Source organism: Candidatus Bipolaricaulis anaerobius (genome assembly GCF_900465355.1).
GTDB classification, from domain to species: Bacteria; Bipolaricaulota; Bipolaricaulia; order Bipolaricaulales; family Bipolaricaulaceae; genus Bipolaricaulis; species Bipolaricaulis anaerobius.
Genome location: NZ_LS483254.1, coordinates 517268 through 530523 on the forward strand (window position 1 = coordinate 517268; position 13256 = coordinate 530523).

The 13256-nt window shown below is 70.0% G+C and carries 13 protein-coding genes; 9 read left to right on the forward strand and 4 right to left on the reverse strand.

Annotation, left to right across the window (positions count from 1 at the left end):
* Window positions 1–67 precede the first annotated feature (67 nt).
* Window positions 68–1078, forward strand: coding sequence for an AmmeMemoRadiSam system radical SAM enzyme (amrS, locus tag BARAN1_RS02565; RefSeq protein WP_122030755.1), 1011 nt, complete (start codon window positions 68–70; stop codon window positions 1076–1078).
* Here amrS and tsaE read toward each other — a convergent pair.
* The 4 genes from tsaE to BARAN1_RS02585 are packed head-to-tail and all read right to left on the reverse strand — an operon-like array spanning window position 1075 to window position 7813.
* Complete coding sequence (gene tsaE, locus BARAN1_RS02570) at window positions 1075–1494, reverse strand: tRNA (adenosine(37)-N6)-threonylcarbamoyltransferase complex ATPase subunit type 1 TsaE (RefSeq protein WP_122030756.1); 420 nt, start codon at window positions 1492–1494, stop codon at window positions 1075–1077. The two genes, amrS and tsaE, sit on opposite strands and share 4 nt — an antisense overlap.
* Window positions 1495–3849 (reverse strand): phenylalanine--tRNA ligase subunit beta, encoded by a 2355-nt coding sequence (pheT, locus tag BARAN1_RS02575; protein ID WP_122030757.1) that lies wholly within the window; start codon window positions 3847–3849, stop codon window positions 1495–1497.
* Window positions 3850–3864: 15 nt separating this feature from the next.
* Window positions 3865–6501: a M1 family aminopeptidase gene (locus BARAN1_RS02580; protein WP_157959403.1), complete on the reverse strand. Its 2637-nt coding sequence runs from the start codon at window positions 6499–6501 to the stop codon at window positions 3865–3867.
* A 10-nt stretch (window positions 6502–6511) separates the two neighbouring features.
* On the reverse strand, window positions 6512–7813 hold the full coding sequence (locus tag BARAN1_RS02585) for a hemolysin family protein (RefSeq protein WP_122030759.1): 1302 nt from the start codon (window positions 7811–7813) through the stop codon (window positions 6512–6514).
* 109 nt (window positions 7814–7922) lie between these two features.
* Here BARAN1_RS02585 and BARAN1_RS02590 point away from each other — a divergent pair, with 109 nt between their 5' ends.
* The 8 genes from BARAN1_RS02590 to BARAN1_RS02625 are packed head-to-tail and all read left to right on the forward strand — an operon-like array spanning window position 7923 to window position 13247.
* Window positions 7923–9233: a signal recognition particle protein gene (locus tag BARAN1_RS02590; protein WP_122030760.1), complete on the forward strand. Its 1311-nt coding sequence runs from the start codon at window positions 7923–7925 to the stop codon at window positions 9231–9233.
* 4 nt (window positions 9234–9237) lie between these two features.
* Window positions 9238–9537, forward strand: a complete 300-nt coding sequence (gene rpsP / locus BARAN1_RS02595; RefSeq protein WP_122030761.1) for a 30S ribosomal protein S16 — start codon at window positions 9238–9240, stop codon at window positions 9535–9537.
* A complete protein-coding gene (locus BARAN1_RS02600) occupies window positions 9527–9748 on the forward strand; it encodes a hypothetical protein (protein WP_122030762.1) in 222 nt (73 codons plus the stop codon). The genes rpsP and BARAN1_RS02600 overlap by 11 nt, the downstream gene beginning before the upstream one ends.
* A complete protein-coding gene (gene trmD, locus BARAN1_RS02605; RefSeq protein ID WP_122030763.1) occupies window positions 9745–10455 on the forward strand; it encodes a tRNA (guanosine(37)-N1)-methyltransferase TrmD in 711 nt (236 codons plus the stop codon). The genes BARAN1_RS02600 and trmD overlap by 4 nt, the downstream gene beginning before the upstream one ends.
* Before the next feature lie 36 nt (window positions 10456–10491).
* A complete protein-coding gene (locus tag BARAN1_RS02610) occupies window positions 10492–10947 on the forward strand; it encodes a hypothetical protein (protein ID WP_122030764.1) in 456 nt (151 codons plus the stop codon).
* A 25-nt stretch (window positions 10948–10972) separates the two neighbouring features.
* Window positions 10973–11473: a GNAT family N-acetyltransferase gene (locus tag BARAN1_RS02615; RefSeq protein WP_157959404.1), complete on the forward strand. Its 501-nt coding sequence runs from the start codon at window positions 10973–10975 to the stop codon at window positions 11471–11473.
* Window positions 11474–11483: 10 nt separating this feature from the next.
* Window positions 11484–12545 (forward strand): HAD-IIIA family hydrolase, encoded by a 1062-nt coding sequence (locus BARAN1_RS02620; RefSeq protein ID WP_122030766.1) that lies wholly within the window; start codon window positions 11484–11486, stop codon window positions 12543–12545.
* Window positions 12546–12587: 42 nt separating this feature from the next.
* On the forward strand, window positions 12588–13247 hold the full coding sequence (locus BARAN1_RS02625; protein ID WP_122030767.1) for a fibronectin type III domain-containing protein: 660 nt from the start codon (window positions 12588–12590) through the stop codon (window positions 13245–13247).
* Window positions 13248–13256 lie beyond the last annotated feature (9 nt).

Here is a 13256-nt window from a genome sequence, read left to right on the forward strand (position 1 = left end):
CAGCGAGGATATCCGGGGATAGGAGTGTCTTGCCAGGCCCGGACGTGCCGACGTACGATATCCCGCCATGCGCGAGGCGATGCTATGGGAAGGGGCCGGGGAGGGGCGGGTGCGGTGCGCGCTCTGCGCCCACCGGTGCCTCATCCCTCCCGGGGGGCGCGGCGTGTGCTCTGTCCGCGAGAACCGGAACGGGACGCTCCACACCCTCGTCTACGGCCGCCTCGTGTCCCAGACCCTCGACCCGATCGAGAAGAAACCCCTCTACCACTTCCTCCCTGGCTCGCCGGCCCTCTCCATCGCCGCGATGGGGTGCAACTTCCGGTGCGACTTCTGCCAGAACCACGTCATCTCCCAGTACCCGCGGGAGCACCGGGGAGGGATCCTCGGGGAACCTGTCTCGCCCGAGGACGTGGTGCGGGCCGCTCGGGACACCCACGCCCCGATCATTGCCTACACCTACACCGAGCCGGCGGTGTTCTTCGAGATGTGCTACGACACGGGGAAGATCGCCCATGGGCAGGGGATCCGGAACGCCTTCGTCACCAATGGCTACCTGACCGAGGAGGCCCTTGCCGAGGCCCAGGGCTGGCTCCACGCTGCTAATGTGGATCTCAAGGCGTTCTCGGACGACTTCTACCGCCGGTACTGCGGCGCCTCCCTCCAGCCCGTGCTCGATACGATCCGGCGGATGGTGGCCCAGGGGATCTGGGTCGAGGTGACGACGCTCGTCATCCCGGGACGGAACGACGCGGACGAGGAGCTGGGATGGATCGCGCAGTTCCTCGCCGGGGTCTCCCCCGATATTCCGTGGCACGTGTCGCGGTTCGTCCCCTCCTATCGGGCCCAGGACCTCCCGCCGACCCCGCTGGAGACCCTCCGCCGGGCGCGGGACATCGGGCGCGAGGCGGGCCTACGGTTCGTGTACCTGGGGAACTTCCCCGGCGAGGGGGAGGACACGACCTGCCCCTCCTGCGGCCGGCTCGTCATCCGGCGCTACGGGTTCCAGATCGTCAGGAACGCGCTCCTCGAGGGCCATTGTCCGCACTGTGGTGAGGCGATCCCCGGCGTCTGGAGCTAGCGGCGGAGGGTGATCCGGCGGCGGTCGTCGCCCGCGTGTTCGAGCGTGACCCACACAGCCTGGGGCGGGATGAGGTCCGCGATCCGGTCCGCCCACTCCACGGCCGTCACCCCGGCGGACGGGGGGAGGAGCTCCTCGAGCCCGACCTCGGCGAGCTCGCGGGGGGAGGTGATCCGGTAGGCATCGAGGTGGTGAAACGGGATCCTCCCCTCGTAGCTGCGGGCGAGGAGGAAGCTCGGCGAGAGGATGGCCTCCTTCACGAACAGCCCGCGGGCAAGGCCTCTTACGAACGTCGTCTTCCCCGCCCCGAGCTCCCCGACGAGGGCCACCACATCCCCATCCGTGAGGAGGGAGGCGAGCCCGAACCCCACCTCCTCCGTCTCCTCCGGGCCGTGGGTGCTGACGATCCGCTCCATCTAGGTCCGGATGCGAGCCCCGAGCGGCTGGAGGCGGGCGAGGATCCGCCCCACCGCCGCCTCGACCTCGTCCGAGGCCAGGGTCCGCTCCGGGTCGCGGAACGTGACCTCGTAGGTCAGGCTGAGGTGGCCGGCGGGGACGCCCTCCCCGCAGTAGAGGTCGTACAGGAACGCGCTCTCGACGAGCGGCTCGGCGAGGAGCTCTCCCCGGACGATCCCTTCGGGGATGTCCTGGGGCACGAGGAGGGACAGGTCGCGCTTCGAGGCCGGCGAACGGGGGAGGGGGTGGTGTTCGGGAGGGCGGGCCGCCATGCGGAGGGGAGGAAGGGCCAGCTCCAGCGCCAACACCCGCCGCTCGCCGGGGAGGGCGGCCCTCAGGGCGGGGGAGAGCTCGCCGAGCCATCCGATCAGCGTCCGCGGCCCGCGGCCCTCACGGGGCGCGAGGTAGATCCCGGCCCGGCGGTAGGGGTGGAGCCGGACGTCCTCGATCTCCCCGAGGGCGGCGTTCTCGATGCGCAGGGCGGTGAGGAGGGCGTCGAGGAGCCCCTTCAGGTCCGCCGGGGAGTGCTCCCGCTTCCCAGAGAGGGGGAGGGGGGAACGGCCGGCGAGGGCGATCCCCACGCGGTCCTCCTCCGTCACCGCCCCATCGCGGCGCAGGAACACGCGGCCGACCTCGAACACGGCCACGCCCGGCGCCTGGGCTTCGAGGTTCCCCCGCACGACCGCGAGGAGCCCGGGGAGGAGGCTCGGCCTCAGCCCATCCCCGCCCTGGGCGAGCGGGTTCCGCAGCCTCACCTCGGCCTCCTCCGCGGGGAGGAACCCCGGGGTGTAGGCCTCGACGAGGCCCAGCGCGGCGAGGATCCCCCGCACCCGGTCCGCGAACGCTTCCCGGGGGTCCTTCCTCCCGATCCGGGGCTCGGTTCGCGGGGCGAGGGCCGGGATCCGGTCATAGCCGTACAGGCGGGCGACCTCCTCGACGAGGTCGATCTCCCGCCCGAGATCCTGCCGGAACGGGGGGATCCGCGCATCCCAGGCATCCCCGCGATCCTGGACGGTGAGCCCGAGGCGGGTCAGGCCCTCCGCGACCTCGGACGGGGGCACCTCGACCCCGAGGAGCTCCGCCACGCGTCGCTTGCGGAGGGAGACGAGGCCCGCCCGTGCGGGAGCGGGGTAGGCGTCCACCGCTCCGCGGGCGATCGCGACCTCTGCCTGCTGGGAGAGGAGGGCGCAGTAGCGGCGGGACGCGAGGTCCGCCATCTCGGGGGACAGGCCCCGCTCGAAGCGCAGGCTTGCCTCGGTGCGGGCGCCCACCGCCCGCGCCGAGCGCCGCACCCGGGCCGGGGCAAACGCGGCCGCCTCGAGGAGGACCTCGCGGGTGCCCGCGCTGACCTCGCTCTCCGCCCCCCCCATCACACCGGCCACGGCCACCGGCCGCACCGCGTCTGCGATCACAAGCACCTCTGGGGAGAGGTCCCGCTCTACCCCATCCAGGGTCCTGATCCTCTCCCCCCGCCTTGCCCGACGGACGACGATCCGCCCCTCGGCGAGCTTCCCCTGATCGAACGCGTGGAGGGGGTGCCCCAGTTCGAGGAGCACGTAGTTCGTGACGTCCACCGCCAGCGCGAGCGGCCGCATCCCGCTCTTGAGGAGCCGTGCCTGGATCGGAACCGGCGATGGGCGATCGGCGATCCCCCGGATGATGCGGGCCACGTAGCGGGGGCAGTCAGTAGGATCCTCGATCTGGACATCGGTCAGGCTGGCGGCGGTGGGGGGAACTTCGGGGAACGAGAGATCTGGATCGCGCACCGTGGTCCGGTACAGGGCGGAGATCTCGCGGGCGATCCCCACGATCCCGAGGAGGTCCGGCCGGTTGGACGTGATCTTGAGGGAGAACACGGTGTCCGGGAACCCAACCAACAGCGCGAGGTCCGCCCCCAGCGGGAGGTCCGGGGGGAGATCCCAGATCCCGGCCGATTTCCCCTCCAGCCCGAGTTCCTTCTGGGAGAGGAGCATCCCCTCGCTCTTCACGCCCCGGATCGTGGCCACGGAGAGTTCCCCCCCCGGAAGGCGGGCACCGGGGAGAGCGAGAGGGAAGAGGCCTCCCGCCCGCGCGTTATCAGCGCCGCACACGACGGTCCGGTGGTCCGTCCCCGTTTCGACATGGCACAGGGAGAGGTTCCTTGCTTTCGGGTGGGGCTCGACCGCCACCACCCGGGCCACGACCACCCCCTCCGCGTCCAGGGACTCGATCCGCTCCACCTCGAGCCCGGCCACGGTCAGCCGCTCGGCGAGCGCCTCCCGCGGGACCTCGGGAAGGTCCACGTACTCGGAAACCCAGTTCAGGGATGCCCGCACCTCTCCTCCTTCCCCCTACAGGCCGACGATGCCCAGATAGAGGACGCCTTCGCCGACGGGGGAGAGGGGCCACCCGATCCCCACCACCGCCGTGAACCCGAGGAGCCCCCCCAGCGCCTCAACTTGGATCATCGCTTCGGCACCGACCTCGAGATAGGTCGGGATTATCTCCCCTCCTTCCCCCTCCCGCCACAGCCGGGCGAGGGAGGCGTAGAGGCGGGAGCGGACCTCGGTCACGAGCGCTGCCCCGCCCAGGGAGTAGTCCGGCCGGAGCGGAGGGAGCCATATCCCTAGCGAGGCGAAGGCCTTCCGGTCCCCGTGGGGCGGGTTCCCCGCGATCCGCGTTCGGAACTCGCTGAGGGCGGGAAGGAAGGCCGACGGGAGGTCGGGGCTGGCCAGGCCGACCCCCACGGTGAGGGTGAGGTAGAGATGGGGAGCGAGGCCGAGGAGCTGGGTGTGGCTGAGCTCCGCTTTCCATCCCTCCGGCGGGATCCAGAGGAGGGACAACCCGCCGCTGTGGGCGCGGGCGAGCTCCTCCTGCCATCCGAGCTCGACGCCGAGCGTCCACAGGGGCTGGCGGGCCACGGTGAACGTGAGCTCGCCCACAGGTTCCCAGTACGTTCCCGCCGAGCCAAGGCGCGGCGTGGCCCACAGGTGGCGGGTCAAGGAGATGGCCCCGACGAGGGTCTCTCCCACTGCGGCCCCCCCCGTCATCGTCCACTCGCGGCCGTAGCGGACCCATCCGCTCACCGCCATCGCCTGGGGGTACACCCCCCACCCGAACCGATCGAGGTAGCGGATCGTCATCCCCTCCGTGGCGGCGTCAGGCTGGACGAGGTAGGCATCGAGGGGCAACTCGTTCCGATCGAGCATCACCACGAACCGGCGGGGCCACGCGTTGTTGAGCCGGTCCACGTCAAGCGCACGGTGATCGGGATCCACCACCGCCTCGCGCACCGGGAACGGGGTGCGGAACTCGATTGTGGCGGACATGGCCCCCGCATCCCAGGTCTGGGAAGATCGCTCCCCCTCCGCCCCTCGGACCTCCACCGTCACGGGCATGTACCCGGTCCCGGCCCGCGTGACGTGGACGGCTGTGACGTGTTCCTCTCCGTCCCTCGCGCGCACCATCCCGGCCGCGGCGTAGTCGGCCCACGCCTCACCGTACACCCACTGGGAGAAGAACACCTCCCAGCCTTCCCCTGTCGCCCCTTCGAGGAGGGCCTGGAGGTCGGAGGACGTGAACATCCCCGACCGCGCTTGGGCATGGGCCTGGCGCAGCACCCCGTCGAACGCCTCCTCCCCCGCAAGCGACGCCGCGGCGCGGAGGACGAGGTACCCCTTGTCGTAGAGGCGCACTGCGGACGCCTGCTCGTAGCGGACTTCGCCCCCTGGCTTGACCACCGCCTCATCGAACCCCGTGAACGCGGTCTGGAGGTAGGGGAGCTCGGTCATGTGCTGGCGGAGGTTCATGAACCCCAGCTGGCGGTTCACCAGCTCCTCCCCGAGGCCGTGTCGTTCGAGTTGGAACACGTTTCCCCCGTCCGCCCCGAACGTATCCTCGTACCAGCGGAGCGCCAGGTACTGGCTCATCCCCTCGGAGAGCCAGTTCTCCGCATCGAGGTCCACCCCGATCCCGATCCCCCACCACAGGTGGGCGAGCTCGTGGGCGAGGATGTACCGGCTGTAGCGGGACAGGATCCCGCCTGCGGTGAGGTCGAACCGGCGGAAGAGCCAGCGGGGGAGGTACACGACCCCATCGGCGGTCATCGCGACCCCAATCTCGTTTGGGTGCTCGACGAGGAGGAGCCGGCCCTCGGGGTAAGGGCCGTACTTCTCCGCGTAGTAGGCGAGGATCTCCGGGAGGTAGGTCGCCAGCGCGCGGACCAGGTCCTCGTCGCCGGGCAGGGCAACCGCCTCGACCTCGATCCCCTGAAGGGGAACCGTCGCCCGGCGCAGGGTCCCCTTGGGCGCGAGGAAGAGCGACACCGAGCGCACGGGCGCGGAGAAGCTGGTTGTGAATGCGGTCCGCTCACCGTCCTCCTCTCGTGTCACCTCTCCCGGCAGGGCGGCCTCCCACCCCGCGGGCACGGTGAGCGTCACCCGGTAGTCGTGCGCCGACAGGAGGAGGGGCCACGTCCCATCCATGGGCGGCGAGGCGGGCAACGGATGCCACCCGAACCGCCACGTGTACACGTCGCCGAGTCTACCTGGCTCGCCAGCCCAGATGTGGGGGAACCTCGTCCGGAACGCGATCAAGAGGTCTCCTTCCCCCTCCGGCAGCTCGACCCGGAGGAGGACATCGTCCAGGGAGTAGGTCTGGAGCGTGGGGGGGGCAGGGTGGAGCTCGAACGGGAGCTCTTCCTCCCCATCTGGGGTGGACCACGCCACCCGCTCAATCACCGTCCACGCAGGGTCGAACCCGCTAACGTAGGACCCGTCCTGCGCCAGGGGGGAGAGGTACGGGTTCGGTTCCCGTCCGAAGTTCCCGAGGAGGGCGAACCACGCTTCTCCAGGGGAGGAGTCCCATCCCATTCGCATCGTGCCGACGATGGCGTGCTCGTCGGGGACGAACGTGGACTCGATCTGCACCGAGGAGGCCAAAGCCTCTCCGGCAAGGGTCAGCAAAAGGCAGCACAGCGCGCTCCGCACGTTGATCCTCCTAGGTGGGCTCTTCATCGGGTTGCGGTTCGGGGTTAAGGGCGAGGCGGACGGTTGTGATCTCGCGGGCGCTCGCCCGTTCGACCGTGATCTCGGTCCGTCCGATGTGAAGCTTCGTCCCGACCTCTGGGATGTCGCCCAGGCGTTCCAGGACGAGCCCGGCGATCGTCACCGCTTCGTCCTCGGGAAGGTCTGCCCCCAGGCTCCGGTTCACCGTGCGGACCTCGGCGTCCCCGCCCACGATCGCCTCGGTCGGGGACAGGCGGCGGATGAGGGGCCGGGGGCGGCGGCGGTCGTACTCGTCCTCGATCTCCCCCACGATCTCCTCGAGGATGTCCTCCAGGGTCACGATCCCCACCACCCCCCCGTACTCGTCCACGACCACCGCCATGTGGGACCGCTCCCGTTGGAACTCCTGGAGGAGGGCACCGATCGGCTTCGTGGTCGGCGTGAACGACACCGGGCGGAGGAGGGAGGTGAGGGAAACGTTCGCCGGGGGCTCCCCGAGGTGGGCAAGGAGGTCCTTGGCATGGAGGAGCCCGACGACGTTGTCCTCCGTCCCCTGGTACACCGGATAGCGGGAGTGGCCGTCGGACACGATGAACTTCACCACCTCGGCCAGGGGGGTCCCCACCTCGATCGTCTTCATGTCGGTGCGGGGGACCATGATGTCTTCGGCCGTGATCTCGTCCAGGGAGAGGATCCGCCGCATCATGTCCCCATGCTCTCGGGAGAGGGCCCCCCGTTCCTCCCCCAGCTCGATGATGGACACGAGTTGGTCCTTGGAAAGCGATGCCCGCTCCCGGGAGAAGAACTCGATCCCGAATGGACGCACCAGGTACGCCCCCGCCCTGCGGAAGAACTGCACCACGGGATGGGAGGCCCGCGTCAGCTGCCACATGGGGACGATCACCGCCATCGCCACTGCCTCCGGGCGGTTGCGGGCGATGTTTTTGGGGGTGATCTCCCCGATGAGGAGGAGGAACGTCGTCAGGACGACCGTGGAGATGAGGCCTTGCGCGTACTCGGGGAGGGTCGGGAGGAGGCGCAGGAAGAGGAGGGTGGCCAGGCTCGATGCCCCGACGTTGACGAGGTTGTTGTAGATAACGAGGCAGGTGATGAAGTCGTTGGGATCGCGCAACAGGTGCTCGAGGGCCTTCACCTTCTGTTTCGAGGAGGTCCGGCGAAGGAGGTGGAACACCCGGAGCTCGGAAAGAGCAGACAGTGCCGTCTCAGAAGCGGAGAAAAAAGCGGAGAGAAGCAGGAGAAGAAAAAGGACGATACCTTGCGACTCTGGGGTCACCTCTCCATCACCTCACTGAAGATTATAGTCGAGGTTCGCCCCGACCCTGGTCACCATCCCCACCGTGGTCGTTGTGGGTCGGTCCTGCGGGACGTAGACTTCACCCCTAGTGTTTGAGTCGTTGACCGAGCGGCTGTCCCAGGCGTTCCAGAGGCTCCGTGCCCCCGGGCGGCTCACCCCGGCAGAGGTCGAGGCCGGGCTGCGCGAGATCCGGCAGGCCCTCCTCGCCGCCGATGTCCACTACGGGGTGGTGCGCGATCTCTTGGCGCGGGTCGAGGAACGGTCGGTTGGGGAGAAGGTCGTGGAGTCGCTCGCCCCTGCCGAGCAGCTCCTGGGGATCGTGCGGGCGGAGATGGCGGCGGCGATGGGGGGCGAGGCGACCAAGCTTCGCCTGGCGGGCCGGCCGGCGATCGTCCTCCTCGTCGGCCCAGCGGGATCGGGGAAGACGACCACCGCGGGGAAGCTGGCGCGGCATCTCCTCCGCAAGGGACGCCAGCCTTTCCTCGTATGCGCCGACCCGCAGCGCCCGGCGGCGGCGGAGCAGCTCGCGACCTTGGCCTCGCGGCTTGGGATCGCGTTTGCCCGAGCGGTGGAGGACCCTGTCGTGGAGGTGACCCAGGCGGCAGAGCGGGCCCGGCGGGAGCTCCGCGACGTCCTGATCGTGGACACGCCGGGCACTCCCCCCGGAGCGGCGCCTCCCCCGTTCGTGGCCGATCTCGTGGCCGCCCTTGAGCCAAGCGATGTCCTCCTCGTCCTCGACGCGCTCGTGGGTCAGGAGGCGGTGCGGATGGGCGAGGCGTTCGCCCCCCTTGGGATCACGGGGCTCATCCTCACCAAGCTCGACGGGGATGCGCGGGGGGGGGCCGCCCTCTCCCTGCCGACCCGGCTTGGGGAGCCAGTCCTGTTCGTGGGGGTGGGGGAGAAGCCCGAGGACCTCGAACCGTTCGATCCCGGGCGGATGGCGGACCGGATCCTTGGGTTCGGCGATCTGGCTGGGCTGGCGGAGGTGCTCGCCGAGGCGGGGGGGGAGGAGGTCGCGGCCACGGCGGCCCGGGTGCGGGAGGGGACGTTCACCCTTGAGGACTTCCTCATCCAGTTCGAGGCGATGAGCCGCGCCGGACCCTTGGACCAGCTCCTCGCCAAGATCCCCGGCTTGGGTAAGGTCGCCCCCGACGAGGAGGTGGAGTCCGAGCTCAAGCGGTCACGGGCCATCATCCAATCGATGACGGTTGAGGAGCGGCGCCACCCCCATATAATCGGGTCTAGCCGCAAGCGCCGGATCGCCCGCGGTTCGGGAACTACTGTTCAGGAAGTGAATCAGCTTCTGTCCCAATACGAGCAGGCGCGGCGCCTTGTGCGCGGGCTAGGCAAGCAGCGACGGCCCCCGGGAGGGGGCGGACGCGTTCCAGTGATGAGGTGATGGGATGGTCAAGATCAGGCTCATGCGGGTGGGCAAGCGCAAGCAGCCCAGCTACCGGATCGTGGTGATGGAGGGGGCGGACAAGCAAGGAGGCCGGGCTGTGGCGACGATCGGCCACTACAACCCGCTCGCCGAGCCCGAGGAGTTCACGCTGGACACGGAGGCCGCCCTGTCCTGGCTCCGTCGGGGGGCCCAACCGTCCGCGGCCGCCCGCCGCCTGTTGGCGAAGAGCGGCGTCCTCAAGGCGCTCGAAGACGCCCGATCGGGCCGCGGCGCTGCGCCGGGCGAAGGAGATGCTGGCTGACCTCGCGCGGTACCTCGTCCGCGCGGTGACCTCGCGGCCGGGCGGGGTCTACGTCGAGCACATCCGTTCCGGGGATGTGGATTTTTTGTTCCTCCGCCTGACCGGGCCCGACGACCGAGGGCTCGCCGCCCGCGACCGGGAGGCCCTCGCCACGGTCATCGAGGCCATCGCTGCGCAGGCCGGCCAGACCGTGATTGTGGACTGGAAATGAGGTTTGACGTCGTCACCCTCCATCCGGAGATGCTTCTCCCGTTCGCCGCGGAGGGGATCCTCCGGGGGGCGCAGGACAAGGGATTGATCGAGATCCATCTCCACGACCTGCGGCTCTTCTCCCCGGAGGGGGGGATCGTGGACGACCGGCCGTTCGGGGGTGGGGCGGGGATGGTGATGCGGCCGGAGCCGTTCGCGCGGGCTCTTGCGGCGATCGGGCGCGAGGGCGGGAGGACGCCGTACACGGTGCTCCTCTCCGCGCAGGGGGTCCGCTTCTCCCAGGAGATCGCGCATGCCCTGGCCCGGGAGCGCGCCGTGGCCCTCCTCTGCGGCCGCTACGAGGGGGTGGACGAACGGGTGGCCGCGCGGTGCGATCTCGAGCTCTCGATCGGGGACTACGTCCTCGCGGGGGGCGAGCTCGCCGCGGCGGTGGTGTTGGAGACGACGGCGCGGATGGTGCCCGGGGTGGTCGGGCGCCACGAGTCGGCAGCCACTGACTCCTTCTACTCCGGGGCGCGCTTGGGGTACCCCCAGTACACCCGCCCCCGGGTGTTCCAGGGAATGGAGGTGCCGGCCGTCCTCCTCTCCGGCGACCACGAGAAGATCCGCCGCTGGCGGGAGAGGGAGGCGTGGCGGAAGACCCTCCGCCACCGCCCTGACCTCGTGGGATTGAACCTTCCTCCAGCGGAACGGGGTGAGGCGCCGTGAGCCGTGAGGGCCCGATCGTCCGCCAAGGAGGTAGAGATGCAGCTCCTTGACCTGTATGTGCTTGTCTTGCGGATTGTGGGGATCTGGGTTGCGTTCTACGGGCTCGTCTACCTGACCGCGTTTGTGAGCGCCGCGAGCGTTGGGTTCCTCATTCAGTGGGCGTTCGCCCTCGTGGTGTACGGGGCCGCGGCGTTCGTCCTCCTCCGGTATCCCTCCGCCGTGGCCAAGTGGCTGGTGCGGGACGAGGGGGAGAAGGACCTCACCCTCGGCCTCTCCGCGCGGGACCTCCAGTCCGTCCTCGTCTCCACGATCGGGTTCTACCTTGTGGTCACGGGGATCCCGGCTCTCGTGGCCTCGCTCATCCAACAAGCCCAGTACAGATCGGGGATCGTCTGGCAAGGGGTTGTGCGGCCCGCGGTGCAGCTCATCATCGGGGCTCTCATCCTGACCCGGCAGAGGTGGGGACCGCGGCGGGTGGGTGGGGGCAACTAGCGGTGTTTCGGGGTACGGTGGCGGGGTGATCCTGACCACCCGCCGGCTCACGCTTGTGGCCTGTCCCGTTGAGGTCGCCCAGGCGCTTCTCGGCGAGGGGGCGGAGCGGATCCTCGGCGCCGCGGTCCCGTCCGGCTGGCCGTCGCCGGAGCTCACGGGGATCCTCCCCCTCTACCTCCAGGAGCTCCTCCACGACCCGAGTGCCCTCGGGTGGGGGATTTGGATCCCCATCGATCGGGGAGCGAACGCGGTCGTAGGGGATGCGGGGTTCAAGGGCCGGCCGGCTCCGGACGGGACCGTGGAGATCGGGTACGGGACCGCTCCCGCTTTCCGCGGACGGGGCTACGCCACCGAAGCAGTGCAAGCCCTCATCGGTTGGGCCTTCACCCAGCCCGCGGTGGGACAGGTCGTCGCGGAGTGCGTGCCGGAGAACGCGGCCTCGATTCGCGTCCTGGCGAAGGCCGGGTTCCGGTGCACCTCTGCTCAGGCGGGATCCCTGCGCTGGGCGAGGTCGCGCCGGATATGATCGCGCGGAGATGGGCGCCCAACGTAGTCCGGTTCAGGCGGTCGTGTTCGATTTGGGCGGGACGCTGCTGCAGGAGATCCCCGGGTCCGATGGCCCGCTCCCCGACGGGCCGAGGATCGAGGCGACCCCCGGCGCGAGGGAGGCCCTGCGGGCGCTTCACGGCCGCTACACCCTCGCCGTGGCCACGAACGCTCGCCTGTCCGATGAGCGCCACGTGCGGAAGGCCCTCGCCCAGGTCGGGCTCGATCCCTACCTGGCCGCGGTGGTCACCGCGCACGACGTGGGGAAGGGCAAGCCCGATCCCGGGTTCTTCCACGCCGTGCTGGAACGCGTCGGCTGCCCTCCCGCGGGTGCGGCGATGGTCGGGGACGGATACGGGACCGACATCGTCGGCGCCAAGGAAGCCGGGCTGCGGGCGATTTGGTTCAACCCTGCTTGTTCCCCCGGTCCGCTCGTCCACCCCATCCACGACGCGGAGGTTCCGGCCTTGGGGGATCTCCCCTCTACCTTGGATCGCCCGTTTCCCCCCGATCTCGCCGCGGCCCTTGCGATCCTGCGTGAGCACGCTGTCCCCGAGAACATCGTGCGGCACTCGCTCGCCGTGGCAGCGGTCGCGCACCGGCTCGCGTGGTGCCTGCGGGCGGAAGGGATCCCGGTGGATCCCCTTCTCGCCCACCGGGGAGGGCTCCTCCACGATCTGGACAAGCTTTCCGTGGGGGACCACACCGAGCACGGGGTGAAGGCAGGACAAATCCTCCGCGAGCTAGGTTGGCCAGACCTCGCCGGGATCGCCGAGGAGCACGTCCTGGGAGCGAACCCCCACACATGGGAGGAGAAGGTCGTCCACTACGCGGACAAGATCGTGGAGGCGGACCGGGTGGTGGGGCTCGCGGAGCGGGTGAGCGGCCTCTCCCGCCGTTACGTTGCCGATAGAGACCGGATCGCGCGCGCTCTCCCCCTTCTTTGCGCCCTGGAAGAGGAGATTGTGGGGCCCCTCTCCGCGCCGCGGGAGGAAGTGATGGCCGAGCTGCGGGCGCTCGACCTTCGGCTCCCCCCGTTTGTCGCAGCGTGAGATCGGGCCTATCATCGGCCCACCTAGAGGAGGGGAGCGAAGATGAACCAGGATAGGCACGTGCGGAGCCGGTGGTGGGGACTTGCGCTTGCGGCGATGGGCCTCGCGCTCACCGGGTGTGGCCTCCTCGACCTCCTGCCGGAGCTGCCCCCGGATCAGGCCCCGACCGGGGTCGCGGCGTCTCTGGGCCAGTTCGAGGACCGAATCGAGATCTCGTGGACCGCTGTGGCAGGGGCGACCACCTACCGCGTATTCCGCGCCGAAAGCGCAGAGGGGACGGGCGTCCTCATCGGAGAGACCCCGTCCCTGGTCTACAGCGATCCGATGGGGGCAGCCGACTGGGGGCACCTCTACTGGTACCAGGTCGCGGCATGCAACTCCGCGGGGTGCGGGCCCCGGTCGCCTTCTGTCCCCGGCTACGCGGGCTACCTCCCCGCCCCGACCGGCGTCCAGGCGAGCCAGATCTACGCCGATAGGATCGTCGTCACATGGGATCCAGTGCCCGGCGCCACTTACTACCAGGTGTACCGGGATGTGACCCCGGACGGGGAGTTCGAGATCGTGGCGAACAACGTCACCGCGACGTCGTTTGAGGATCGGACGGCGGTGCCCGGGACCTTGTACTACTACCGCGTGAGGGCCTGCCACGCCACGGGCGGTAGCGCGCTCTCCCAACCCGCCCCCGGCCGCCGCGTGCGCTAGGCTCGCCCG